General features: G+C 66.0%; 21 protein-coding genes and 1 tRNA gene. 11 read left to right on the top strand and 11 right to left on the bottom strand.

All coding sequences use genetic code 11. The features are described 5' to 3' along the window. Positions 1 to 3: 3 nt before the first annotated feature. The 3 genes from Poly30_RS28120 (at position 4) to Poly30_RS04765 (ending at position 3,289) form a co-directional block, all read left to right on the top strand. Entirely contained in the window at positions 4 to 144 is a 141-nt protein-coding gene (locus tag Poly30_RS28120; protein WP_419190964.1) for a hypothetical protein, read from the top strand. A 235-nt stretch (positions 145 to 379) separates the two neighbouring features. Further along, positions 380 to 2,122, top strand: a complete 1,743-nt coding sequence (locus Poly30_RS04770; RefSeq protein ID WP_145194882.1) for a hypothetical protein — start codon at positions 380 to 382, stop codon at positions 2,120 to 2,122. Positions 2,123 to 2,218: 96 nt separating this feature from the next. Beyond that, positions 2,219 to 3,289, top strand: a complete 1,071-nt coding sequence (locus Poly30_RS04765; RefSeq protein WP_145194881.1) for a hypothetical protein — start codon at positions 2,219 to 2,221, stop codon at positions 3,287 to 3,289. A gap of 105 nt (positions 3,290 to 3,394) precedes the next feature. On the opposite strand, the gene Poly30_RS04760 is transcribed toward Poly30_RS04765, so the two are convergent. Further along, on the bottom strand, positions 3,395 to 4,285 hold the full coding sequence (locus tag Poly30_RS04760; RefSeq protein WP_419190963.1) for a ParB/RepB/Spo0J family partition protein: 891 nt from the start codon (positions 4,283 to 4,285) through the stop codon (positions 3,395 to 3,397). A gap of 169 nt (positions 4,286 to 4,454) precedes the next feature. On the opposite strand from Poly30_RS04760, the gene Poly30_RS04755 reads away from it, so the two are divergent. The 5 genes from Poly30_RS04755 to Poly30_RS04735 all read left to right on the top strand — a co-directional run bounded on the left by Poly30_RS04755 (position 4,455) and on the right by Poly30_RS04735 (position 9,719). Further along, complete coding sequence (locus tag Poly30_RS04755; protein ID WP_145194879.1) at positions 4,455 to 4,922, top strand: hypothetical protein; 468 nt, start codon at positions 4,455 to 4,457, stop codon at positions 4,920 to 4,922. A 63-nt stretch (positions 4,923 to 4,985) separates the two neighbouring features. Then, positions 4,986 to 6,587, top strand: coding sequence for a signal peptidase I (lepB, locus tag Poly30_RS04750; protein ID WP_419190962.1), 1,602 nt, complete (start codon positions 4,986 to 4,988; stop codon positions 6,585 to 6,587). Between the two features lie 442 nt (positions 6,588 to 7,029). Next, positions 7,030 to 7,818, top strand: a complete 789-nt coding sequence (lptB, locus tag Poly30_RS04745; RefSeq protein WP_145194877.1) for an LPS export ABC transporter ATP-binding protein — start codon at positions 7,030 to 7,032, stop codon at positions 7,816 to 7,818. Between the two features lie 176 nt (positions 7,819 to 7,994). Then, positions 7,995 to 8,750 (top strand): electron transfer flavoprotein subunit beta/FixA family protein, encoded by a 756-nt coding sequence (locus Poly30_RS04740; protein ID WP_145194876.1) that lies wholly within the window; start codon positions 7,995 to 7,997, stop codon positions 8,748 to 8,750. A 24-nt stretch (positions 8,751 to 8,774) separates the two neighbouring features. Then, a complete protein-coding gene (locus Poly30_RS04735; protein WP_145194875.1) occupies positions 8,775 to 9,719 on the top strand; it encodes an electron transfer flavoprotein subunit alpha/FixB family protein in 945 nt (314 codons plus the stop codon). Here the strand turns inward: Poly30_RS04735 and Poly30_RS04730 are convergent. After that, a complete protein-coding gene (locus tag Poly30_RS04730; RefSeq protein WP_145194874.1) occupies positions 9,716 to 10,126 on the bottom strand; it encodes an NUDIX domain-containing protein in 411 nt (136 codons plus the stop codon). The two genes, Poly30_RS04735 and Poly30_RS04730, sit on opposite strands and share 4 nt — an antisense overlap. A gap of 25 nt (positions 10,127 to 10,151) precedes the next feature. Here Poly30_RS04730 and Poly30_RS04725 point away from each other — a divergent pair, with 25 nt between their 5' ends. Next, the gene (locus Poly30_RS04725; protein ID WP_419190960.1) at positions 10,152 to 11,951 is read left to right on the top strand and encodes an ABC transporter ATP-binding protein; all 1,800 of its coding nucleotides are present in this window, start codon (positions 10,152 to 10,154) and stop codon (positions 11,949 to 11,951) included. Then, positions 11,948 to 12,565: an NUDIX hydrolase gene (locus tag Poly30_RS04720; RefSeq protein ID WP_419190959.1), complete on the top strand. Its 618-nt coding sequence runs from the start codon at positions 11,948 to 11,950 to the stop codon at positions 12,563 to 12,565. The genes Poly30_RS04725 and Poly30_RS04720 overlap by 4 nt, the downstream gene beginning before the upstream one ends. Positions 12,566 to 12,614: 49 nt before the next feature. On the opposite strand, the gene Poly30_RS04715 is transcribed toward Poly30_RS04720, so the two are convergent. Both Poly30_RS04715 and Poly30_RS04710 read right to left on the bottom strand, forming a co-directional pair. Further along, positions 12,615 to 12,779: a DUF1328 domain-containing protein gene (locus Poly30_RS04715; protein WP_145194871.1), complete on the bottom strand. Its 165-nt coding sequence runs from the start codon at positions 12,777 to 12,779 to the stop codon at positions 12,615 to 12,617. An 81-nt stretch (positions 12,780 to 12,860) separates the two neighbouring features. Continuing rightward, a complete protein-coding gene (locus tag Poly30_RS04710) occupies positions 12,861 to 13,079 on the bottom strand; it encodes a variable surface lipoprotein (protein WP_145194870.1) in 219 nt (72 codons plus the stop codon). 271 nt (positions 13,080 to 13,350) lie between these two features. On the opposite strand from Poly30_RS04710, the gene Poly30_RS04705 reads away from it, so the two are divergent. Beyond that, on the top strand, positions 13,351 to 14,028 hold the full coding sequence (locus Poly30_RS04705; protein ID WP_145194869.1) for a response regulator transcription factor: 678 nt from the start codon (positions 13,351 to 13,353) through the stop codon (positions 14,026 to 14,028). A 6-nt stretch (positions 14,029 to 14,034) separates the two neighbouring features. Here the strand turns inward: Poly30_RS04705 and Poly30_RS04700 are convergent, their stop codons facing one another. The 7 genes from Poly30_RS04700 to Poly30_RS04670 all read right to left on the bottom strand — a co-directional run bounded on the left by Poly30_RS04700 (position 14,035) and on the right by Poly30_RS04670 (position 24,371). Continuing rightward, on the bottom strand, positions 14,035 to 14,661 hold the full coding sequence (locus tag Poly30_RS04700) for a hypothetical protein (RefSeq protein WP_145194868.1): 627 nt from the start codon (positions 14,659 to 14,661) through the stop codon (positions 14,035 to 14,037). A gap of 2 nt (positions 14,662 to 14,663) precedes the next feature. Then, positions 14,664 to 19,148, bottom strand: a complete 4,485-nt coding sequence (locus Poly30_RS04695; RefSeq protein ID WP_419190958.1) for a chemotaxis protein CheB — start codon at positions 19,146 to 19,148, stop codon at positions 14,664 to 14,666. A gap of 166 nt (positions 19,149 to 19,314) precedes the next feature. Next, complete coding sequence (locus Poly30_RS04690; protein WP_145194866.1) at positions 19,315 to 19,938, bottom strand: DUF4136 domain-containing protein; 624 nt, start codon at positions 19,936 to 19,938, stop codon at positions 19,315 to 19,317. A 45-nt stretch (positions 19,939 to 19,983) separates the two neighbouring features. Next, positions 19,984 to 21,504, bottom strand: a complete 1,521-nt coding sequence (locus Poly30_RS04685) for a sulfatase (RefSeq protein ID WP_145194865.1) — start codon at positions 21,502 to 21,504, stop codon at positions 19,984 to 19,986. 43 nt (positions 21,505 to 21,547) lie between these two features. Then, positions 21,548 to 23,401, bottom strand: a complete 1,854-nt coding sequence (locus tag Poly30_RS04680) for a hypothetical protein (protein ID WP_145194864.1) — start codon at positions 23,399 to 23,401, stop codon at positions 21,548 to 21,550. Further along, positions 23,401 to 24,234 (bottom strand): xanthine dehydrogenase accessory protein XdhC, encoded by an 834-nt coding sequence (xdhC, locus tag Poly30_RS04675; RefSeq protein ID WP_419190957.1) that lies wholly within the window; start codon positions 24,232 to 24,234, stop codon positions 23,401 to 23,403. The genes Poly30_RS04680 and xdhC overlap by 1 nt, the downstream gene beginning before the upstream one ends. A 61-nt stretch (positions 24,235 to 24,295) precedes the next feature. Continuing rightward, positions 24,296 to 24,371: transfer RNA gene (locus tag Poly30_RS04670), tRNA-Val, on the bottom strand. Positions 24,372 to 24,374 lie beyond the last annotated feature (3 nt).

The following is a 24,374-nucleotide window of genomic DNA, read 5'->3' as shown; positions in this document are numbered from 1 at the left end:
GGCATGACCGAGACCCTGCCCGGGCTTCCCTCGCGCGGCGACCCGGCCAACCTCTGCACCCGTCACTTCGATCTTGCCCGGACCGACGAGCGGCCCCCGGTCGACCTGGCCAGGGCGATCGTCGTTACCTTGGGAGCCACGTGATGGCCCTGGCCACTCGGCGCTCATCGGAGGATCAGGAGAGCGGCGCTGCCTCATGCGCGTGAGCCGTCGGTGCCGGCCATGAGCTTCGCGCTCCGCCCATCGGATTCGGCTGAAGATCCAGGTTCTTGTCCGGTCCCACGCTCCCGCGCCATTTCGAAGGGTCCGCAGCCAGCCTCGGCCCGTGGACGCCACCCGACCTTCGTCCTCGTCGCGGCCAGGAGCCGCAGGCCTTCCCATGTTCACAAGATCACTCTTCATCGCTGGCGGCACTCTGCTCCTCGCCGGCAGCGGCGTGGCCCAGAACCGCTACGTCTTCTCCGTCAACTGGCACGGCCCCACCGTCGGCGCCATCGCCCCGTCGGGCGTGGCGATCACCGAAGGCGACCTGCTCTATCCGACGACCGGAACCTCGAACCCGGAGCTTGGCCCGCTGCCCACGCCGACGATCGCCATCGATCACGCCTCCGTTCTCGGCCTACCGCCCATCTGCGTGGGGCATCCGGGCGGCACGCCATGCATCGTCGAGGTCGACGCGTTCTCGCGGGGCAACGACCACCGCTTCATGCCCAACGTGCCGATTCAGCCAGGTGACATCCTGTTCTCGGTGGACGAGTTCGCACGGGGCTTCGCCTTCGGCGCCGGGCCCTTCCCGAACCTCACCTCCGAAGCGATGGCGCGCGAAGCGGCGACCGACGCCTTCACGAACCTCGTCGGGCTCCCCCCGGGTCCCGTCTCTCCGTTCCCCGGGCGCAACATCGGCGTGATCGACGGCGACGGCCTTCCGTCGGCCAGCGGCTACGCCTACCCCGGCGTCGGCGCCATCGAACCCAACACCCCGTTCGGCGGGCTGCCGGACACCGGCGACAACCAGGACGCAATCGACCTCGTCGAGCCCCTCAGCACGATCGTTCGTGAATACTTCAGCCTCGACTCCGGCTTCCTCGATCCGCTGGAGGGCGTGCCCAACTCCTCGTCCGCGGCGGCCAACGGCTTCGTCGGGGGCGACATCCTCGTCGCGGCAGCCGGCGGCCCAGCGCTCTTCGCGCCGGCGTTCGCGCTCGGCCTCGACGTCGTCGGTGGCCCGGACTCCGATGACCTCGACGCGCTGATCCTCTTCGAGAACGGCAACGGCATCTACGACCCGGTGACGGGTCCTTACTCCTGGGCTGGCGGCGCCACGGACATGGTGATCTTTTCGGTCCGTCGCGGCTCCGCCATCATCGGCGTGCCGGACAGCCTCCTCGGTCTCCCGATCGAAGAGGGTGACCTCCTGATCCCTCCGCCCCCCGGCGCCGCGACGCCCGGCATCTTCATCGCGGCCGAGTGCCTTGGACTCGCCACGCTCCGCGCCGGCACCGGCAACTTCGGCGACGACCTGACCGCCGCCGACTCGATCATGAGCAACGTGCACGACTGCGATGGAGACGGCGTCGAGGACGCGGTGGCGATCGCGTTCGGCATGGTCGCCGACCTCAACATGAACGGCGTGCCGGATCCATGCGAGGGCTGCCCGTCGGTGGGCGTGCCGTTCTGCTTTTGCCCGACGGTCCTGGCCCCCTGCGGAAACGCCGACGCGGCGGCCGGGTGCCTCAACGTTGCGGGGACCGGTGCGCTCCTGAGCGGATGTGGCTCGGCGAGCGTCTCGGCGGACGATCTCGTGTTGACGACCACCGGCATGACCCCGGGCGGCTTCGCGCTGACCTTCATGGGCTCCGGCGTCATCTTCCCTGCCAACATCGGCAACGGCCTGTTGTGCCTGGCAGGTCCGCTCTACCGGTTCCCACCCTACGGCACCGGATCGGGGACCGCCTCGGTCGGACCCGGCCTCGTCGCCTACACGCTGGCCAACAACCCGCCCCCGGGACAGATCACGGCTGGCTCAACGTGGAACTTCCAGACCTACTACCGGGACATCGGGGGCCCGTGCGGTGCCTTCTTCAACCTGTCCAGCGCCCTCGGGGTCGTGTTCACCCCCTGATCCGCATCTCACGGGGAGGCAGGGACGATTCGAATGAGTCGCTCCTGCCTTCCTGATGGCCGTGCCGGCCTTGCCTTGCCGTGCTAGGCTGATCGCATGAAGATCCGGTTCTCTACCTCCATCGCGCTGGCCAGCCTGACGGCAGCGCTCACCGCCTCCGCTTCCGCGCAGATCGTCTGGACGGGCGCGGTGGGTGCGGGCATTTTTCGCGAGGCCAACTGGGACCTCACCGCTTCGACCGTGACGGTGATCGACTACACGATCCCGATCCTCGACAACGTGATCCTCATGGGGCCGGGGCAGGAAGCGCTGATCCCCGACCTTCCGGGACAGGAAGCCTTCACCGTGGCCGACGGCTTCACGATCCGCATCGACAACCTGCGCGTGTTTGCGTCGGGGAACGATGGTCTGGGCGGCGAAACGGGCGGCGCCAACGGAATCACCGTCAACATCGTGAATGGCGCGAGCTTCGAGCCCTATTTCATCCGCAACCGCACCTTCCTCGATGTCGACAGCACGAGCCAGGTGATCTTTCGCGATCCGGCGAACCCGGTGAACGGGTCCACGATCAACATCACGCTCGGCTCCACGCTGCAGTTTCTTCTCGAGACGCCGAACGACTTCCGCAACGAGCATCTGAGCAAGCTCACCGTCGACGGAGCCAGCGCGGTCGAAGGGGTGAACATCCGTATCGACAACCTCGGTACCCAGGGTTCCAGCATCGTGGTGCTCCCCACTCCCGTAGGCACGAACTACTGCATGCCGAACGCGAACTCGTCCGGTGTCGCGGCCACGATGAGCGCCTCAGGTTCGCCGGTCGTCAACGCGAACAGCGTCACCCTCGAGTGCTCCTCGGCGCCGAACCTCGTCTTCGGTTTCTTCATCACTTCGCAAACCGCGGGGTTCGCCATGAACCCCGGTGGTTCCGCCGGCAACCTCTGCCTCAGTGGAGCGGTCGGACGCTTCGTGGGCCCGGGCCAGATTCAGAACTCGGGGCTCGACGGAACGATCACGCTCCCGATCGATCTGACGAACCTCCCGCAGCCCAATGGAGGCGCCGCGGCGAACCCGGGCGAGACCTGGCGCTTCCAGTGCTGGTTCCGCGACAGCTCGGGCGGCATACCGACGTCGAACTTCTCGGATGGCCTGGCGATCCTGCTGCAGTGATCCCGCTGCGGTGATCCCGCTGCGGTGATCCCGCTGCGGTGATTCAGGGGCCAGGGGAAGTCCCCCGTGAGCGCCCCAGAAGTCCTCTGGATCGGCGCGGCGCGTTCACTCGCCCGCGCCGATCGTTTCGAAGTACTGCACGAGATTGTCCCTCAACTGTCGCAGCTCTTCGTTGATCTTCTTCCGCTCGGGCCCGTCGTAGCGCAGCTCCTCCACCAGGATGCGCGTGATGTTCTTGTTGACGCGCTTCACGGGGCTGAGGATCTGGCTGTACTCGCGGGGAAGCGGCACGACCTGGGCACTGACCTCGACGGCGGCCTCGACGCCGCCCGCCTTGGCCGCCGCCACGATCTTGCGCGTCTCCTTGACGGTCTTATCGGCGATGAGAGGCAGGATCTCTTCCTGCTTCTCCTTGTCGAGCTTGATGATCTCGTTGGTCTTCGTGGCGTTCAGCTCGCCCGCGCCGCGAGCCTTCTTCACGGCGTCCGAGGCGAGGGCATCGCGCTTGATCGCGCCTTTGATGACCGACTTCGATAGCCCTGTTTTCTCGGCGGTGATCGCGGCGAACGAGTCCTCGTCCTGCTCGTCGAGCTCCTTCTGCTTCTGTTTTTCTTCGCCGGTCGGCTCTTCCGCCGACAGGTCGACCTTGTTGGCGGTCGGATGCAGGGACTCGTAGAGTTCGCGGCCGCGATTCAGGCACTTCTCGAGCTGGAGGTGATTGAGCGGCGCGCGCACGAGGTTCTCGTCGATCGAGATCAGCTCCTGCACCAGCTCGTCGCGATCCACGACCTGGACCGGAATCTCCTCCCAGCCGAGCTCGCTGACCGCCTGGAAGCGCCTCGCGCCCGCGAGCAGCTCGTTCTCCAGGTTCACCGTGACAGGGTTGATGAGGCCCACGCTCTCCAGGCTCTTCTTCAGCGCGGACACATCGGTATCGACGCGAAGATATTCGTTGTTGAGCTTCACTTCGGAGAGCTTTCGGGCGGTGACGATCACGGGCGTTTCCTTCTTTGGGAGGGGGCTGCGGCGGAAAGGGCGGGGGATGATAGGGACCGACCTCCCGCGTGGGAATCTCGAAGTACCGGTCGATCCTTTCCATCCGGTCATGGCGAACGCGGGACCGACGCAAGTGATGGATTCCAGCCCCCGCGCTACACTTCTGCCCATGACCGAAGTGGAGGACCCCATGACCGAAGTGGAGGACGATGAACGCTGGGAAGTGATGCGCCTTCCGGAGATCGCGGTGGAGGACTTCCTGAAGGCCGACGATCCGCTCAGCTATCAACTCGCGTCGACGGGCACCGCCGCGCCGTCCCCCGTGATCGCGCGCTCGACCAGTTTCGACGGTCAGGACGACGAGGCGTTCGACGCGATCGTTCAGGAGGCGGCACGGCTCTTCCGACGCGCGGAGTCGCACATGAACGACCGGCTCGGACCTGGCCAGTCCGTCGAGATCGACGAGGCGTCCTGGACCCCGAGTGGCCTTCCGACACCGGTCCTCCAGGCGGCGCACTGCACGATGTCACTCGTGTCGGCATGGGATCTCCCGGGCGGAGGCTGGTGCGTGCTCGAAGTCCACCAGCAAGACCGCGACCGCCCCATCGAGCTCCTCTTGCACACGGTGCCCGGTTAGGCTCCTGCAAACGGAAATCCGGGCGCCCCTCGCCCCTCGGTCGCCTGTATCCTCACGGACGCCGTGACCGACCAAGAAGACGCCAAGACAAAGGGAGAGTACGTCTCCACCGCGCCCAAGACTTCCGTCCTCTCGCAGGGTGGGAGCCCCACCACGGGCCAAGCTCCTGCGGGCAAGAGCGCACGAGCTCTGGAGAAGGAAGCGCGGAAGAAGGCGCAAAAGGCCCACCCCTGGCGCGACAACATCGAGGCGGTCGCCATCTCGATCGTCACGATCGTGCTTTTCAAGTACTTCGTGCTGGAGGCCTACAAGATCCCGACAGGATCGATGCAGCCCACGCTCATGGGCAACGAAGAGACCGGCATCTACGACCGCGTGATCGTCGACAAGTTCTCTTACCACTACCGCGACCCGGAACGCTTCGAGATCGCGGTGTTCAAGTACCCGCTCGACAGCTCGAAGAACTTCATCAAGCGCATCGTCGGGATGCCGGGCGAACGCCTCTTCCTCCAGGGCGGCGACGCCTGGATCCAGCCGAAAGGAGAGGAACCCCGGGTCCTGCGCCGGCCGCGCGCGATCCAGGACGCCCAGCTCCGTCGCATCGATACCCACGGTGAATGGGAAGGCAAGCGACGTCCCGAGAGCTGGACGCTCGCCTCGACGGATGACGGCGACACCCTCCGGACCAAGGGTAACGGCCGTATGACCTACCCGCAGGAGTTCGAGTCCATCCGCGACGGCTACCTCGATGGCTACCCGGCGGGCGTGATCGGCAAGATCTCCGAGAAGAACAAGCGCTCCAAGTGGAACGACGTGACCGATCTGCGGGTGGCCGCCGAGGTCACGGCCGCGCCCGGGGTCAGCGCCGTGACGTTCATCCTGCACGAAGGGGACCGCCGCTTCCGTTTTACCCTCAGGGGACCGGAGGCGACCGGGGACACCAGGGCCATTTCGGCCACGGGCCCTGGCTTCGAAGGTGAAAGCACCTCCGAGGCGGTCGCCTATCAGCTGAAGGCGGGCGACTCCGTCGAGGTCGAGGTCCAGAACCTCAACGACCTCCTGGAGTTCCGCGTCGACGGCGAACTCGTGGCCTCCCTGGAGATCCCGCCTGCCATCAGCCCCAATGAAGCTCGCCACGTGATGGAGTCCCGGATCACCGTGGACGTCGCCGACGACGCCGGCGGAGGCACCTCGATCGAGGACCTGAAGATCTGGCGCGACATTTTCTACACCGAGACGTCCGGTCGGAACCCGGTCACCGAGTGGAACATCCCGGAGGACGCCTACCTCGTCCTCGGCGACAACTCCCAGGACTCGTCGGACGGACGCGACTGGAGCCTCGCGCAGTTCCAGCTGATGGACGGGGACGGCGGCATCGTCCGCGGCAACTCCAGGGAGATGCAGGCCATCAACCCCCGCACGGGCCAGATGGTCTCCCACCCTGAGAGCAACCCCCGCTATGTCCCCCAGCAAGTCGGAGCCAAGCAGATCTTCCTGCGGGACGAACTGGGTGAACTCCACGTCCTCGACCCGCAGACCACGGAGCGACTCCCTGACGAGCACTTTTCGTTCGTCCCGCGCGAGCTGATTCGAGGACGGGCCGTCGTGGTCGTCTGGCCCCTCGCACCGCAGCACGACGTCTACCGATTGAAGTGGGTCCGCTGAGGCGGCATTCTGGGGCGAGGCTTGCTGCGCCCACCCAGGCCGCATCCGCTCGGGCCGCATCCATTCGGGCCGCATCCATTCGGGCCGGAGCGCCACGACCGTGCAGATCCGGTAAAGGACACTTCACGGACAAGTCTTCGCACGAGTTATCCACAACGTATCCCCAGATCGAGGCCGCGCGCAAGGCGACGGGTGTGGCCGCACCTGTCCCCTCCCGCGCGCCGTCCGACGGCGCCTCAAGACCGGCCCAAATCCAGTCGTTCGAGTGACTTAGGGAAATCTGGCCCGCTCGACTCGCCGTACCGTCCAGGCACCCCCGAGGATCGTTCCCGACGCCCGGCGGACCACGCTCATCCATTCATCCACTTTCCCCACGCGCTGCCAACCTCGCGCCGTTCGTCAAGGAACGCCGTCACATTAAGTTTCCAGCGAACGCAAACCCATGTCGCACAAAGATCAACCGCCCCTCGACGTCCGCGGACTCGTCAAGTCCTACAAGGGCAGGCGCGTGGTCGACGGTGTCGGGTTCCACGTGGAGCCCGGCGAGATCGTCGGGCTTCTGGGTCCGAACGGGGCAGGGAAAACCACCAGCTTCCGCATGACGGTCGGCGTGGTCGTTCCGGACGAGGGAACGGTCACGCTGGGCGGCAAGGACTGCACGAAGCTGCCCATGTTCCGCCGAGCGCGCCTCGGCATGGGTTACCTCCCCCAGGAGTCCAGCGTCTTCCGCCAGATGACGGTCAAGGACAACGTCCTCGCCGTGCTAGAGGCGCTTCCGCTCGGTCGACGCGAGCGACACAGCGAGGCAGAGCGCCTCCTGAAGGAGCTGGAGCTGTTCCACCTCGCGGCCAGCCGCTCGGACACGCTGTCCGGCGGCGAACGCCGGCGTCTCGAGCTCGCGCGGTCCCTGGCGACCCGCCCGTCGATCCTCCTGCTCGACGAGCCCTTCGCGGGCGTCGACCCCATCAACGTCGAGGAGATCCAGGGCCTGATCCAGCAGCTCCGCGACCAGGGCATCGGGATCTTGATCACCGACCACAACGTCCGGGAGACCCTCCAGAGCACGGAGCGCGCCTACATCATCCACCAGGGCCAGATCCTGCGGGAGGGCACCGCCGAGGAGCTGATCGCCGACCCGAAGGTCCGCGAGGTCTACCTGGGCCGGAACTTCGACGTGGCCCCCGCCGCCAGGGGCGTCTCGGCCGAGGAAGAGCGCGGGCTGATCGAGTAGGCGGGCTGATCGGGCCGATCAGGCCGATCGGGCCGATCGGGCCCTCGGATTCGGAGAGAGCGGCGGAGAGTTCTGATCCGTAGGGACCCCACGCGCGAACCGGTGGCGGGTAATCTGTTTGCCCTGAAACTCGATTATTGAGCCCCCACGCCGAGCCCAACGCTCGCCAGACTCCCATGAACATCGTCGCTTGTGTCAAGCGCGTGCCCACGACCGAAGCGGTGGCCCAGCCGACCGCCGACGGAAAGGGGCTCGACAGCGCTGGCCTCCAGTACATGATCTCGTTCTACGACGAGATCGCCGTCGAAGAAGCCGTGAAGACCAAGGAGGCCCTCGGCTCCGGCGAGGTCACCGTGCTCACGCTGGGCACCAAGTCCGGCTCCAAGGAGATCCGCGAGTGCCTCGCGAAGGGCGGCGACAAGGCCGTCGTTCTCGTCGACGAGGAGTGGCACAGCCGCGACGCGCGCGCGACGGCCAAGGCGCTGACCGCGCAGCTCCAGAGCATGGGCGCCGAACTCGTCTTCATGGGCCGCGTCGCCACCGACCGCGACAACGCCGCCGTCGGGCCGATGGTCGCGACGTACCTCGGCTGGCCGTGCATCACGGACGTGATCTCGCTGGAGATCTCCGGCACGAGCGGCACCGCGAAGGTCGAGACCGAGCACGGCGTCGAGACCGTCTCGTTCAGCTGCCCCGCCGTCATCACCTGCCAGAAGGGCCTGAACGAGCCGCGGTACGCGGGCCTCAAGGGCATCATGGCGGCGAAGAAGAAGCCCTACGAAGAGGTCGAGGTTTCGCTCGAGGCGAACCAGGCCGTTCCGGTCGAGGTCACGCTCCCCGCGCCCCGCAAGGAAGGCCGCATCGTCGGCGAAGGCGTCGCCGCGATCCCCGCTCTCATCGATGCGCTGAAGAACGAAGCGCAGGTTCTCTAGGCTCCTCGCAGGAATCACCCAGCCATGTCAAAAGTCATCGTTTACTGCGAGCACGCGGACGGACAGGTCCGCCGCGCCAGCCTCGAAGCCATCGGCGCCGCGAAGAGCGCCGGTGCGGACGTCGTCGCCATCCTTGCCGGTGAAGGCGCCTCCGCTGCCGCCGCCACCGCGATCGGCGCGTCCAAGGCCATCTGCCTGACCGGCCCGGCCGAGTTCAGCTCGGACGCCGTCGCTGCCACCGCCGCCGAAGTCTGCAAGTCCGAGGGCGCCCGGGGTTTCCTGGCGGCCGCGACCTACCGCGGCAAGGACATCGCCCCGCGCGTCGCCGCACACCTCGACGTGACGCCCTTCACCGATTGCATCGAGCTCAAAGCCGACGGGGACAGCTTCCATGTCAAGCGCCCGTGGCTCGCCGGCAAGGCGCTCGCCACGCTCGGCACGAGCGGCGACGTCCTCGTCGCGACGACCCGCCTCAACGTCTTCAATGCAGCGGAAGGCGGCGCGCCCGGAGAGACCGCCGAGCACGCCATAACCGCCGTGGCCAAGGCCAAGGTGACGGGCGTCGAGGCCAAAGGCAGCTCGAAGCTCGACGTCAAGGAAGCACCCGTCGTCGTCAGCGGTGGTCGCGGACTCCAGGAGGCCGAGCACTTCGGCATGCTGGAAGACCTCGCCGCCGCGTTCGGCAACGCCGCCGTCGGCGCCTCGCGCGCTGTCGTCGACCTCGGCTGGCGCCCCCACGGCGAGCAGGTGGGCCAGACCGGCAAGACCGTCTCTCCGCAGCTCTACATCGCGGTCGCCATCAGCGGCGCGATCCAGCACCTCGCGGGCATGCGCACCTCCGGCACGATCGTCGCCATCAACAAGGACGCGGACGCCCCGATCTTCAAGGTCGCCGACTACGGCATCGTGGGCGACGCCTTCGAGATCGTTCCCGCTCTGACGGAAGCCATCAAGGCTGCGAAGGGTTAGCGGGGCGCTCGGAGCTCGATCGCTCTCTCCACGAGCGCGAGCGTCTCCGGGTAGCGCATCAGGCCGCGCAGCTTTTCGAGCCCGAGCCAGGCCACGGGCCGGTCCTCTTCCGAGGGGACCGGCCCGTCTTCGTTCATCGAATAGAACGCACAGCTCACGTGGCCGCGGGATGCTTCGTAGCGAATGAACCCGACGTAGTGCGGGTCCGATGCGGCGACGCCGGCCTCCTCGGCGACCTCGCGTACCGCGGCTTCCTCGGCCGACTCGCCCGGTTCGATGTGACCCTTGGGCAGGACCCACTCCGAGCGGCTACCGCTGGAAGGCCGCACCACGAGAACGAGCGGCGAGGCGCCAGGCTGGAGACGAAGAACCACCCCACCAGCGTGGGTGAATGACGGCGTATGCATGGGAAGAAGGGTATCCTCTTCCGCCGTGAGCACCTCCACCTCGCCTGCCCCGCTTCGTCGGCTCCTCGCCCACGCCAACGCCCACATGGGGCGCGTGCGGCTGGGCGCGTTCTACTCGGTCCTGAACAAGCTGTTCGACCTCGCACCGCCGCTCCTGATCGGCACGGCGGTCGCGATCGTCGTGGAAAAGGAAGACTCGTTCGTGGCGAAGCTCGGGATCGAAGATCCTGCCCGGCAGCTCACCTGGCTCGCCGTCGTCACGGCCGTGATCTGGGTCGCGGAGAGCATCTTCGAGTTCCTCCAGAAGATCGTGTGGCGCAATCTTGCGCAATCGGTCCAGCACGAGCTGCGCCTCGATGCCTACCGCCACGTCCAAGGTCTCGAGATGGCGTTCTTCGAGGACGAGGACACGGGGCAGCTGATGTCCGTCATGAACGATGACGTGAACCAGCTCGAGAGGTTCCTCGACGGCGGCGCGAACAGCCTGATCCAGCTGCTCACGACGGTCCTCGCGATCGGCGGCATCTTCTTCTGGCTGTCCCCCGCCGTGGCGTGGGTGGCGTTCCTTCCGATGCCCTTCATCATCTGGGGCTCGATCCTGTACCAGCGCAAGCTCCAGGACCGCTACAAGAGCGTGCGGACGGCCGTGGGCGAACTGAACGCCGACCTCGCTGGCAATCTCGGCGGGATCGCCACGATCAAGAGCTACGCGCGCGAGGAAGGCGAGGCCGAGCGTATCTCCGCCCGAAGCGACGCGTACCGCACGAGCAATCGCGCCGCGATCACCCTCTCCAGCGCGTTCTCGCCCCTGATCCGCATGTTCATCCTCGCGGGCTTCACGGCAACGCTCTTGATCGGCGGCAACCTCGCGCTGGAGGGCCAGCTCGACGCGGGCTCGTTCAGCGTGCTCGTCTTCATGACCCAGCGCCTGCTCTGGCCGCTCACGGGGCTCGGGGAAACGCTCGATCTCTACCAGCGCGCGATGGCCAGCACGACCCGGATCCTCGACCTCGTCGATCGTCCGTCGAAGATCGTCGGCGGGTCCACGGTGCTCGGCACGGACGCGGTCGCCGGCAAGCTCGAAATGCAGGGCGTCGTCTTCGCCTATCCCGGGCACGCGCCGCTCTTCGACGGCCTCGATCTGACGTTCCCCGCGCGCTCGACGACGGCCATCGTCGGCGCCACCGGATCCGGCAAATCGTCCATCACGAAGCTGCTTCTGCGCTTCTACGATCCAGGCGACGGCCAGGTGTCGATCGACGGGCATGACCTTCGCGACCTCGAGCTCCGGAGCCTCCGCCGCTCCATCGGCCTCGTCAGCCAGGACGTCTTCCTGTTCCACGGCACGATCGCCGCGAACATCGCCTACGCGCGTCCCGACGCGAGCGAAGCCGACATCCGCCAGGCGGCGGCGGCGGCCGAGCTGGACGACTGGATCGATACGCTTCCCGACGGGCTCCAGACGATCGTCGGCGAGCGCGGGCAGAAGCTTTCGGGGGGCCAGCGGCAGCGCGTCTCGATCGCACGCGCCGTGCTGAAGGACCCGCCGATCCTGATCCTCGACGAAGCGACCTCGGCCGTCGACAACGAGACGGAAGCGGCGATCCAGCGTTCGATGGAACACATCGCCGAGGATCGAACGACGATCGTGATCGCGCACCGGCTGTCGACGATTCGAAACGCCGACAAGATCCTCGTTCTCGACAAGGGCCGCGTCGTCGAAAGCGGCCAGCACGAGGAACTCATCGCAGCGGGCGGGCTGTACGCGCAGCTCTGGGCCGTTCAAACCGGCGAGCGGCCGCAGGAAGTGGAGGCCCGGACGTGATCTCCGGGGCCGACGAGGCAGCGGTCCGATCCGCGATCGAGCGACTGCGCGGTTCAGGTGCCGAGATTCCAGCCGACGCGAGGGAAGCCGCGGTCGCGGTGCTGCTCAGCGGAGCGTCGCTCGAGGACTTCTCCGTCCTTCTCATGCGCCGAGCCTTCCGTGAGACGGATCCCTGGTCGGGGCAGATCGGCTTACCCGGAGGGCACGCCGAAGAAGTCGACGAGGACCTGATTGCAACGGCGCGTCGAGAGTCGGTCGAAGAAGTCGGAATCGACCCGATGGGAGACGCGAGTGCGCTTCATCTCGGCGCGTTGCCTGCGGTCCAGGCGACCTCGCGCGCGAAGCGTCTGCCGCTATACATCACCCCGATCGTGTTCTATCGGGCCGAAGTGGAAGAGCCCGTCTGCGGGCCCGAAGCCGACGAGGCGTTCTGGCTTCCCGTTCGAACCGCGTGGAGCGGAGTGCTCGATGCGGACCACCGCTACGAGCACGAGGGGCTCGTGCGAAACCTTCCGTCCTGGCGCTTCGAAGATCGCACCATCTGGGGTATGACCCACGGCATCCTTCGTCGCTTCTTTCGGGCCATGAACGAAAACAGCCCCACGGGCGAGTAGCGCCGCGGGGCTTTCAGGCTCTTGGGGCTACAGGGAGCCCGAGCGTCCGTCAGACAGTCACGCTCTTGCCCCGAACGACGGAGATCAAGAGCAGCACGAGGGCGACGAAGAAGAGAACCTTGGCGATCGAAGCAGCGGTGCCGGCGATTCCGCCGAAGCCGAGGACGCCTGCGATGATGGCGACGACGAGGAAGGTGATGGTCCAGGAAAGCATGTTGAGTCGGGGCTAGTGGTGATGGAGAGGGAAGGAAGTCGGAAGGGACGCGGATGACTGGCTGGCTCATCCGTTCTGGAATCAGTCGTCGATCTTGTCGGCGGCGTCCTCGATCTTGTCGCCGGCGTCCTTGGCCGCGTCCTTGATGTTGTCCCCGGCGTCTTCGAGGGCGTCACCGGCGTCGTCGACCATCTCTCCGGCCTTGTCGCCGGCGTCATCGAGATCGTCGTCGTCGCAGGAGACAGCCATAAAGGGCATGGCGGACAGGAACAGGATCGTGGTGAGCTTGGTGAGTTTCATGATTCGTCAGGGTCTTCGTCAGGGGTGGGGTAAGGAGTCAACCGTTGCCGGCTGCGGAGGAGGTGAGCCGCAGCCTCTGGGGTGGCTCTCGCTCGACGGTCAGAGGATCGTTCCGCTGGCTCAAGAACCCGTAAAACCGAACTACAATCCACTCCACGTTGTCGCGTGGTAGATTTGCGCACGGCGCCTTAGGTGAAATTTAGGCCCCAAGCACACTCTTTCCCCGGTGGCACCACTCCGGCGCCCAGTCCCCCCTGTTCTCCCCTCATTCATGCGCGTACTCATCGTCGAAGACAATCCCCGCCTGGCAGCCTCCGTCCAGCAAGCACTTTCCGAGCAGGGCTACAACAGCGACATCTGCCTGACCGGCTACGAGGCAGAAGACCTGGGCGCCGAAGATGTATACGACCTCTACATCCTGGACGTCATGCTGCCCGATCGCAGCGGGGTCGACGTCTGCAAGAATCTGCGCCATATGGGCGTGAAGGCTCCCGTCCTCATGCTGACAGCGCTGTCGAATACATCCAACAAGGTCGAAGGACTCGATGCGGGGGCGGACGACTATCTGACGAAGCCTTTCGAGTACGACGAACTCGTGGCGCGCGTGCGCGCTCTCATGCGCCGGGGTCAAGCGACGGAGTCGACCAAGCTCACGTTCTTGGATCTCGAGTACGACCTTGCACGCCGCTCCGTCCTCCGCGGCGGCGAACCGATCAAATTCACGGCAAAGGAGCTCGGCCTGCTCGAGTACTTCATGCGGAACGTAGAGCGAGTCGTTTCACGCTCATCGATCATGCAATCGGTCTGGGAAACCGAGTACGAACCAGGAAGCAACATCGTCGACGTCTACGTCTCGAACCTCCGGAAGAAGCTGATTTCCCATGGGGGCAACCAGCTGATTCACACCGTTATCGGCACGGGCTATCGCTTCGGCGAGCGACCAGACTGACGGAGGTCAGTTCTGATCGGAGACCTCTCGCCCGGGTTCACCGCTGATGCGCATGGACCCCGGCGAAACCTCCAGCTTCGAGGCGCTTCCACCCCACGCGTTGACGACGATGCTCGGCGCCGCAAGCGCGATTTCCTCCATGGGCGAGCCGATGCGCATCTCGATGGCCTGCTCGCCATTCTCTCGCTTGAGCCAAAGATGAATCTCACCCGGGCCGTCCATCTGCTCATCCACCGCGATCAGCGCCGTACTGATAGCGTGGGACAGCGGCAGGGACACGGGTGCTGAAACGTAGCCGTCGAAGACCAGACGCTGTCCCTTCGTCAGGAGTCCCTGGAGAATGGGGACGACCCACTCTTGCCAAAGGTCTCCCGGCATGTCATCGAGGTCCCCGGTCTTCTTTCCGCGCAAGAAGTCCAGCGCGAGCTTCTGATGGCGCAGATGATCCGCGAGGGCTTCGGTCTGAAAGGCAAGTCGCTTCCAGCTGCGATGATCGGCGAGTTCCGCGTCGTGTTTGATCGACGGCAGCATGGTCGCGCCCAGCTGGTGGGCCACGGCGCTTAGCACTCTTTCGAGCTGGAGTACGCGATCGCGAACGCAACCGTCGAGCTTGTCAGTGAGAGTATCTGTCATGGTCATGATCCATTTCGTCGGGTCCGCTTCGCCTCGGAAGCAACCAGCCGAATGAGGTCCGCCTCCTCCGCTGGTTTCGTCAAGAAGGCCGAACAGCCAGCGTCCAGGCAACGTCCCTCGTTCTCCTTCATCGCTCCCGCGGTCAAAGCAATGATAGGGCCTTCATACCCGCGGCGCCTCATCTGTCGTGCCGCATCGTATCCATCCAGGACAGGCATTTGCATATCCAGCACGACGACGTCGAAGGGCGCTGGAGCGCTGAAAAGGGCGTCGATCGCCAGCGCCCCATTGCCGACGGTCGTGACCTTCGCCCCCGCGTCTTCGAGATAGAACCTGACCACCTTGGCGACGTCGGCTCGGTCATCGGCCACCAGGATGGATTGGCCCTCGAGACTCATCACGGCGTGGGGCTCCGCCGCCACGCTGGCTGCGGGACCAGGGAGCTCTTCGACCAGCACGGCGTCGTCTGCCACAGCGAGCGGGATACGCACGGTGAAGCGACTCCCCTGCCCGACCTTGCTCTGCACGGAGATCGTGCCCCGCAGGCTGGCCAGAAGGCGCTTCACGATCGCGAGACCGAGACCCGACCCTTCGAACTCGGCAGACAGCGCATCCGCGTGCGCATGCGGGCGTACGAAGGGCTTGAAGATGGCATCCAGTTCGTCGGCTTGAATCCCGATCCCGGTGTCCGAGACCTCGAAAGTGAGGTACCCCGCGCCTTCCCATCGTTCGAAACCCATGAGCAGCTCGATCCGCCCCTTGGGCGTGAACTTGATCGCATTGGCCAGGAGATTCACGAGGACCTGCCGGAGCCGAGTCGGGTCGACCTCGGCAATCGACGGGATCGGCGCTGTGAAGGCCGCGGAGAACTCGAGCGAGCGCTGCTCTGCGCGGGCCGCCATCAGCTGAACGACGTCCGCGAAGAGCCTGGGGAGATCGATGGACTTGGGGTTCACCGAGACCTTGTTGGCCTCGATGCTGGAGATGTCGAGGATGTCCCCGATCAGCTGCAGCAGGTACTCGGCGTTTCGCTGAATGGTGCCCAGCCCTTCCAAGGTCTCCGGGTCGGTCGATCTTCGGGCGATCGCATCCGCGAACCCGAGGATCGCCGTCATGGGACTCCGAATCTCATGGCTCATGTTCGCGAGGAAGCGACTCTTCGCCCGACTGGCAGAGAGCGCGCGCTGGCGTGCGTCCAGCAGATCACGCTGGGTATGGATCCGATCCGTGATGTCATTCTGTGCTGCCACGAAGTGGCTGACCTCCCCTGAATCATCGACGATGGGCGTGATCTGCAGCTCGTTCCAGAACGGCGTACCGTCCTTCCGGTAGTTGAGGATCGTGACCTTCACGTCACGCTTCGCCTTGAGTGCCTCGCGGATTTCCTTCCGCGCCTCGGGGGAGCTGTCTTCACCCTGGAGGAATCGGCAGTTCTGGCCCGCCACTTCCTCGTAGCTGTAGCCCGTCATTCGCTCGAAGCCCATGTTGACGTAGACGATCTCCAAATCGTCCGATTGGGCGTCCACGATGACGATGCCATTCGTCGAAGCGGCCATGGCGCGATCTCGCATGAGAAGCTCCCGATCCACCGCCTTGCGCGAGGACACATCGCTCGCGTGCGCGTACATGAGCGCCTCACCCTCGAACACGACCGGGGTGAGCCTCATCTCCACGTCGATCGTCTCTCCGGACGCCAGCGTTGCCACGGCTTCGAGGGTCTTCCCGCCATCCGCGTGGCACTCCAGGAAAAGCCTGCGAAACTCCTCACGCGGCCAGGTTCGGTAGACGTCCATGAAGGAAACCTCCAGGTCAACTTCCCCGTCCACGCCGAACGCCTGGAAGAAGGACTGGTTCCCGTACTGAACGCGACCGTCTCGTCCGAAGATCGACTGCATCTCCATGGAGTTCTCCACCACGAGCTTCAGCTGCTCAAGCCTCGCCTCGGCCGTCCGAAGCGTGGTCACATCCACGAGCGTCAGGACGACGCCCTGAACGGACTCAGAGCGCAAGTACGGTAGCAGTCGAAGAAGATAGGACGCGCCCCCCCCGTCCTTGACCTGGACCTCGAATGGCTCGCGGTCCTCCATCACTGCTGCAATCCGCTCGGGAAGGTCTTCGATCTCGAGGGGGTGTGAGAAAGTGCTGATCGGTCGACCGATGTCGTGGTCGACGAGCGAGAAAAGGGCCGCGATCCTCGGCGTGAACCGTCGAATCCGCAGCTCGCTGTCCAGGAACAGGACGCCGACGTCCGTCCCCTGGAGCAGGTTGTCCATATCTGCCTTTTCGCGGGAGATCTGGTCGATCTTCTTCTCGCGTTCGTCGTTGACCGTGAAGAGCTCTTCGTTGACGGACTGCAGCTCCTCGTTGGTGCTTTGCAGCTCCTCGTTCGATGCGACTAGCTCCTCGTTGGAGGCCTGGAGTTCCTCGTTGGAGGTCTCCAGCTCCTCGACGGTGGACTGCAGGTTCTCCTGGGTCCGCTGTAGCTCGTCTTCCAGCGCGTGGAGCCGATCATCGCCAGGGTGGCTCGACGCGTCCAGGTGAGAGGCCTCCAGCGCAACCTGGGGAACCCCCTCGCCCTCGATGAACTGAACCAGCAGTGCTCCGGACCTCCCACGCCCTCGCTCCACCGGCTTGACGACGATCGTGAGCGCAGCATGCTCCTCGCCACCATCCTTCTGTGAGTCGCTGCTCCTCCCGCTGGCAGATCGAGGCGAAGACGGCACGCGGTAGCGCACCTCCTCCCCGGCACGCGCGCAATGGCGCACCGCACTGGCGACCGCTCCCTGAAGCCGCGACTGCACGAGTTCCGCGATCCTGTTCACGGTCCTTCCCGCTTTGAGCGTCAAGAAGCGCTCCGCACCGCCGAAGACGTGGTTGACTTCGAAGCGTTCGTCGACGAGGACGGTCGGCGGCAAAGTCGATTCGAGGATCGATTCGTAGAGTTCCAAGCTGGGTCGGGCCTGATCTTCGAAGGGCGCCAGCGCGTTCTGGCTGCCCGTCCAGACCACCTTGGGCGGCCGGGGCGTGCTGCGACGGCCCCCGAGAAGCGCTCGCTGCTTGCTCCAGATTCGCCATCGCGAATCCACCACCTCGAAGTCGGTCTGGAATCCGGCAATACCCTCACTCGGGCCGAGGAACAAGAACCCGCCTTTCTTCAACGCGAAGTGAAAGAGCTCGAGCGCGCGATGCTGAGCGGCGGGCTCGAAGTAGATCAGCAGGTTGCGGCAGCAGACGAGGTCCAGCTGGGTGAAAGGCGGCTGATTGAGCAAATCGTGGCGCGCAAACACCACCTGGTCGCGAAGTCCACGTCGTACCTGGAATCCACTCTCGACGGCGGTGAAGTAGCGGTCTCGCACCTCCGTATAGAGCGGCGTGAGGGAATCAGCGGAGTAGATCCCGCGAGCCGCATGGTCCAGCGCCCCTTCGTGGACGTCCGTCGCGAAGATGCGCAGCGGCCGGTTGATCCCGCGGCCGCGCATGATCTCCAGGATCGCGATGGCGAGGGAGTAGGCTTCTTCGCCGGTGGCGCAACCGGGCGCCCAGACCCGGACCGGGCCCGATTCGTCTTTCCGTCCGATGATCTTGGGGAGCACGCTCGTCTCCAGCCTCGCGAACGCCTCGGGGTCGCGGCGATAGCGCGTCACCCCGATGAGGAGATCGTCCTGGAGTCGATCGAGTTCCGCCGGGTGGGTCGTCGCGTGCTCGACGTACGAGCGCAAGCTGGAACAGCGAGCGCGCTGGCTTCGCCGGGCGATCCTTCGGTGAATCGTCGCCTTCTTGTAGACCGAGAAGTCCACTCCGTGGCGAAGCTCGAGCGCTTCGAAGAGCTCCGTGAGAAGCTCGGCCTCCTCGTCGATCTCCTCTGGCGGCATCGCGAGTCCACCGTGAGTGAGCCTCATCACGATCAGCGCGAGTTCGTCCGGTCGCCCCGTCTCGACGGGGATGCCCGTCGCAAGCGCAGACTGAGGCATTCCGTCGAAGGTCGCCGACTCCGGCAGCTGAACGAGCACGCGCCCACCTCGCTCGTGCACCTCCAGCACTCCCTGGCTCCCGTCCGTGCCCGTCCCGGAGAGCACGACCGCGATGGCTTGATCGCCGCACTCGTCGGCCAGTGAACGAAAGAAGGTGTCGATCGGATAGGGAACCTCAGGGCTCGGCGCGCGATCCTGGAGGAGCAGCGTGAGACCGCTCATGCGCAGTGACTTGGCGGGCGGGATCAGATAGACGGCGCCTGGCTCGATCGAGATCCCCTCGGTGACCTTGTGAATGGCCAGAGCCGTCTCACGCGCGAGCAGCTCCTTCATATGGCTCTCGTGATCGGGAGACAGATGCTGCACGACCACGAACGCCGCGCGCGAGTCCTCCGGGATCTCTCGAAAGAACGTCGTCAGCGCCTCCAGTCCGCCCGCCGACGCACCGATCCCGACCACGTGAGTGGGTGACTCCGACGCCTGACCTGGAGCCTCGCGCTCTCTCTCTACATCCATCTTGGAGACGACATGGTCGCCCTCTTGCTTCTCATCTCGCATGCCCATCTCTCGCAGAGAGTGGACGAAGAGGAACAGACAGGGCTAAAGTCGGCCTAAATGGCGCCGGATGATTCCGCGGGTCGGTGGGACGGCGAGGCAGGGTTCCTCCCCCCCGGGTACTTCTTCAGGGCAGTCTCGCTCCAAGCGAAGCCGCGAGTCGTTCGACCTGCCAGTCGCGGACTTCCTCGGTGCCCGTCCAGCGCAGCTCCAACTGCCCCAATCCCCGCTCGGTAACCCGCAGCAAGCGCGAGGCCGTGCCCGTCCAGGCGGGCGCCGCGGCAGCGCCCTCCGTGAGCGTAAAGACGACGTGTCCATCCTCTATTCGTTCTGCCCTGTACACGGTGAACTGTGGGTCGGCCTCGCGGACGTCCTTTTCGACTCCCAGGTAGAGACCCGCCCGGAACCGGGCCTCGTTCTGATTCACCTTGCGAAAGCCGTGCTCCTCGAGAGCGCTATCCAGCGCCCGGCGAAAGGCCGCGGCGACGGCCTCCTGGTCCGCCGGAGCGCCAATACGCCCAGCCTCCGGAGGCGACCCCGACCACGCATACGTTCGCTCGCCTTCGAAGACCGCTGGCGCAGCCTCCTGAACGCCGATCTCGGTCCCGGCGCACCCGGCGAGCCCGAGGCTGCCAGCCGCTCCACCGAGAGTCAGGAGCAGGGCCAGGAGAGGGCCCAGGAGAGGGCCCTGAAGAGGGCGTGTCGCGATGCGCGCCGAAGCGCCGCAGAGGGGAACCCAGAGGTGGATCATGATGGACGTTCTATAGCAGACCGACGGCACCTCTGACGCTGATCCCTATCGCCCCCCGCCACTCTTTGCATCATCTTCATCATCGTCGCCCGTGTAGCCGTTGGCCCGCAGGGACCGCAGGATGGCGTCCGGGGTGTGGGCCTCGGCGGGTCCCGCCGGCCGATTCTCGATGGCCTGCAGGAGCCACGCCTGCAGTGATTCGTACTGCTCTTTGAGCTTGCGGGAGCGGTCTCCCGGACGGACCTTCCGCCGTTCGCGCTCGCCCGGATCGGCCGCCAGGTCGAACCAGCTCATCTCGCCAGAGTCGGCAGCATGCACCAGCTTGGCCGTGTCCGTGCGCATCGAGCGCAGCTCCCGCCCAACGTCATACAGCTCGGAGATCGCAGGCTGCGAAGGGAGCGTTCCCACGTCGCCGCGAAGAAGCGGCGCAAGGCTCTCCCCCATGGTCGTCGAGACGGGGGCCAATCCTGCGAGGTCGCGAATCGTCGGGCCCAGGTCGATCATCCGCGTCTGGTTGCGGTAGCGCTGATCCGGCAGCACGAGTCGCGGAAAGTGGACGACCAGGGGGATGTGAATCTGCTCGTCGTAGAGGGCCGTGCGATGCCCCTTACCGCCGTGGTCGAAGAGCTCCGTGCCGTGGTCCGAGGTGATCACGAAGATCGTGTTCTCGAGAAGGCCCTTCTGCTGCAGGTCCGCCTTGATCTTGCCGACGAAGCCGTCGGTCCAGCGAATCTCGCCGTCGTAGAGCGCGATGATGTGCTGCTTGTCGCGCTCGGGAATCGCTGCGTTCACGGCCGGGTCCGTGAAGAAGTCTTTCCCCGTGAACGGCCCCGTGTAGTCGGGGTCGAACATGGTGTCGTACGGAGCCGGCGGCTCGAAGTCGAAGTGCACGTCCCAGAGGTGCACGAAGGCGAAGAACGGCCTGTCCCCCTTCCCGGCGCGGGTCCCCGCTTCCTCGTAGAACGCCTTCCACTGCGCGTAGACCTTGTCGTTGGTGACGCCGTGGTGCGAGCGACGCAGGACGGGATCCTGCATCGACCAGCGATTGTCCGCGTCGACCGCCTCGTCGGGGACGGTGTTCACGCAGTCGACGTAGCGGTCGAATCCCTGGCCGAGGCCGAAGGCCGGATGGAGATACGGACCTGCGAAGAACCCCGCCGTCGCGTAGCCTGCTTGCTGGAACGACTCGGGAAGCGTCTCGAACTCCTCCGCGAGGCGATGACCGATGGGCGACGTGACGCCGTGCACCGAGTCCGGCACCGACGTGAACATGGCGGTGTGCGCGGGGAGCGTCCACGGTGCGCTCGTGATGTGCTGCTCGAACAGCGCACCCTGCTGGGCGAGCGCATCGATCTCCGGCGACGTGTTCCGGCGGTACCCGTAGCAGCCGAGATGGTCGGAGCGCAGGGTGTCGATGGAGATCAGGACGACGTTCGGACGCGGCGGCTCCGGGGGCTTACCGCATGAGGCGGTGCCGGCACCCATCAGAGCAAGAACGAAGGCACAGGCCACGGGAGAGCGAAGCGAGGTCGGGACGGCAGGGGTCGGCAAGGTGAGGTTCCGCATGGGTGGACTCGTCGGGACGATCAGACGCTCTACGCAGCCGACGTCATTCCTCTAGAGAAGGTAGCTCGAATTTGCGGCCTGCCGCATAGAGAGCGCGGCGCTGCTCGATCTCGGAACGAGAAGGATCGGCGGGGCCCAGGGTCGCGAGAGCCGCATCCTCGTCCTCCAGCGCGCCCCGAAAGTCCCCCATTCCCGCTTTCGCCGTGGCGCGCAGATCGAGGAGCCCCGGCACCGGCCCGAACTCGGCGATCAGCCGCTCCACGATCTCCATCGAGACCGCGGGCTCCGCGACCGTAGGATCCGTGCTCGCTGCGAGGTACCACAGGAGATCGAGCAAGCGCCCTCGGTTTTCCGCGCTCTCTGGATCGAGCTGAAAGATCTTCTCCAGGTACCGCGCCCCGTCACCGTGCCGATCGATCCGGCCGCTCGCGGCCGCCATGCGCTCGAGAAAGCGCACCTCGTGGCTCGCGTTCGGGTCCAGATCGAAACCCACCCTCCGGTTGACGAAGCCGCTGCTGACGCCGATGAGGAGCGCCACTCCGGCCAGAGCTGCGCCGCGCGCGGGCTGGCCCGAGCCCCGACCTGCCGAGAGTCGAGCCACGAGCACCGCGACCAGCGGTAGAGCCGCTGCCGCCACGGGCAGGCGATAGCGCGGCGTGTAGAAGAACACCACGACGACGGCGATCGGGACGACCACGAGCAGAAAGAGCGGCAAGACTGCCATCCGCGTCGATCGATCGCGCAGGAGCGTGAAGAGCCCGACGAGCGCGAGCGGCAGGAGCCAGGCCAGCGGCAGCGGTGCGAGCCAGAGTCGGGATGCGACCCCGTCCGCGCGTTCGCGCCACGGCTGATACACATCGCCGTAGCGCTGGCCCGAAATGGCGTACCAGAGCTTCGTCAGCGCGAGCTTCGCGCCCGCCCCGGGATGCTCCGCCCACCAGTCGAGCCCCTGACCCATCCAGTAGCGGCTTGCGTCCTTCCAGCCAGCCGAATCGCCCAGCTGGGCGCGCGCCTGCCGAAGCGAATCGAGCGCCTGCTCGCCCTTGTCGTTCACGACGCCAACCGGCGCGATGGTTCCGTCCGCGGAAGCGTTGTTGCCGTGATAGAAGGTCAATCCTGCCTGGGCGCTGATGGGGATCAGCTCGCCGGACGCCTTCACGTTGTGGAGCGTTGCGGGCAGGATCGCCAGCGCGGCTCCGCCGACCATCACCAGGGCCGAGCGAGCGCTCCTCCCGCTCGCGAGATAGATCCAAGCGCCCAGGAACGGGATCCCCGCCAGCATGGGCGGGTAGGCGAGGCAAAGGAGCCCGAGCACAAGCCCGATCAGCGCGCCCGCGCCCGCCAGCCGCGATTCATCGCCGGAGCCGCGCGGGCGAAGGAGGTACAGGAGGCCCGACGCCAGGAAGAGCTGGAGCGTCCCCGAGAGTACGCGCGAGGTGGACGCCGCTGGCTCATCGAGCAAGAGAAAGAGCGCTCCCGCCAGAAGTCCCGCGCCGGTCGATCCCGCGAGAGCTGCGCCCGCGCGGGCCGCATGACTCCGGGTCGTCAGCGCGATCAGCACCGCCGTGATGAGGTGCAGAACCGACTGCAGAACGCCCCAGGCGACGAGCCCGCCGCCGAGGGCTCTCACGGCACCCGCCACCCAGAGCACGAGCGGGGCGGTGTCATAGGGCTTGTCGTCGACGAACGTCCCTCCCGCGATCTCGCCCGCTTGCTCCCAGATCGTCGCCGCATCCACCTGGGGAACGAGCGCCATCGGATTCACGCCGAACGCCTGGGACTGGATGAGAAACTGACCGAGCGCACCGAGCGCCACGAGGCCCATGAGCCCGCGACGAAAGCGCGCTTCCGCCTGCGGGATGCCACCCGTCTCCGTCTGCCCTGTGCCGAAGACCATCAGCTCCGACCCTCGGCGCTGGACGCTCCTTCGAACTTCAGCTCGACGAGCTCCGCCGCCACCGAGAGCGCGATCTTCCGCGGCTCCTTCGAGCCCTTGCTCACGCCGATCGGACAGGTCACTCGGGAGAGTTCCTCCTCGGTGAAGCCGCGCTGCAGAAGCCGATGCCGGAACCGCGTCCACTTCCGATCGGAACCGATCAGCCCGATGTAGGGGAACGCGTTGCGCTTGATCGCGCGGGCGACGACTTCCTGGTCGAGCGCGTGGCTGTGGGACATCACGAGCAGAAGCGAGCCCTCCGCAAGTCCGCTGATCTCCTCCTCGGGCGAGTCGATGAAGAGCGTCTCGAACGGCCGGTCGGCGGCCATGGGCGGCTCGATCTCTTCCTCGCTGCGCGGGTCGATCAGAAGTACGTCCAGATCGAGGTAGGGCTGCAGCCCGGCGATCGCCTGCGCCACGTGTCCGGCCCCGAAGATCACGAGCTTGCGCCGCGTCCAGGGAAAGGCCTCGTAGTAGAGAGTGACCTCGCCGCCGCAGCACTGCCCGGCCTTCTCGGAGAGCGGGACCGACTCGGTGAAGGCCTGGGGCGTACCCGCGTCGCGGCCGGATTGGGCCGCTTCCACCAGCTTCGCGGCGCGCTCGATCGCCAGGTGCTCCAGGCGCCCCCCACCGATCGTTCCCCACGCCAGCCGACCATCGGCCACGATCATGCGAGCACCGATCTCTCGCGGAGCAGATCCCTTGACGCCGATCACGACGACCTGGGCACAGGCGCGTCGTTCGCTACGAAGGCGAGCCAGGGACTCGAGCCATTCTTGCTGGTTGACGCTCACGATCCCGCCTCCGGGTCACATCCTCGCCCACCCGGTGATGAAGGAGGGAGAAGGGGCAGAATGGTGGACCAAGCTGGACTCGAACCAGCGACCTCCACGCTGTGAACATGGCACTCTACCAACTGAGTTATTGGTCCATT

The organism is Saltatorellus ferox (assembly GCA_007751475.1).
Taxonomy (GTDB): Bacteria; Planctomycetota; UBA1135; order UBA1135.
This window is presented reverse-complemented; position numbering and strand designations above follow the sequence as displayed.

Excerpts from the sequence above, each read along its gene's own strand:
- Poly30_RS28120 (WP_419190964.1), top strand. The coding sequence starts at position 4 with ATGACCGAGACCCTGCCCGGGCTTCCCTCGCGCGGCGACCCGGCCAAC.
- Poly30_RS04770 (WP_145194882.1), top strand. The coding sequence starts at position 380 with ATGTTCACAAGATCACTCTTCATCGCTGGCGGCACTCTGCTCCTCGCC.
- Poly30_RS04765 (WP_145194881.1), top strand. The coding sequence starts at position 2,219 with ATGAAGATCCGGTTCTCTACCTCCATCGCGCTGGCCAGCCTGACGGCA.
- Poly30_RS04755 (WP_145194879.1), top strand. The coding sequence starts at position 4,455 with ATGACCGAAGTGGAGGACCCCATGACCGAAGTGGAGGACGATGAACGC.
- lptB (WP_145194877.1), top strand. The coding sequence starts at position 7,030 with ATGTCGCACAAAGATCAACCGCCCCTCGACGTCCGCGGACTCGTCAAG.
- Poly30_RS04740 (WP_145194876.1), top strand. The coding sequence starts at position 7,995 with ATGAACATCGTCGCTTGTGTCAAGCGCGTGCCCACGACCGAAGCGGTG.
- Poly30_RS04735 (WP_145194875.1), top strand. The coding sequence starts at position 8,775 with ATGTCAAAAGTCATCGTTTACTGCGAGCACGCGGACGGACAGGTCCGC.
- Poly30_RS04730 (WP_145194874.1), bottom strand. The coding sequence starts at position 10,126 with ATGCATACGCCGTCATTCACCCACGCTGGTGGGGTGGTTCTTCGTCTC.
- Poly30_RS04715 (WP_145194871.1), bottom strand. The coding sequence starts at position 12,779 with ATGCTTTCCTGGACCATCACCTTCCTCGTCGTCGCCATCATCGCAGGC.
- Poly30_RS04710 (WP_145194870.1), bottom strand. The coding sequence starts at position 13,079 with ATGAAACTCACCAAGCTCACCACGATCCTGTTCCTGTCCGCCATGCCC.
- Poly30_RS04705 (WP_145194869.1), top strand. The coding sequence starts at position 13,351 with ATGCGCGTACTCATCGTCGAAGACAATCCCCGCCTGGCAGCCTCCGTC.
- Poly30_RS04700 (WP_145194868.1), bottom strand. The coding sequence starts at position 14,661 with ATGACAGATACTCTCACTGACAAGCTCGACGGTTGCGTTCGCGATCGC.
- Poly30_RS04695 (WP_419190958.1), bottom strand. The coding sequence starts at position 19,148 with ATGGATGTAGAGAGAGAGCGCGAGGCTCCAGGTCAGGCGTCGGAGTCA.
- Poly30_RS04690 (WP_145194866.1), bottom strand. The coding sequence starts at position 19,938 with ATGATCCACCTCTGGGTTCCCCTCTGCGGCGCTTCGGCGCGCATCGCG.
- Poly30_RS04685 (WP_145194865.1), bottom strand. The coding sequence starts at position 21,504 with ATGCGGAACCTCACCTTGCCGACCCCTGCCGTCCCGACCTCGCTTCGC.
- Poly30_RS04680 (WP_145194864.1), bottom strand. The coding sequence starts at position 23,401 with ATGGTCTTCGGCACAGGGCAGACGGAGACGGGTGGCATCCCGCAGGCG.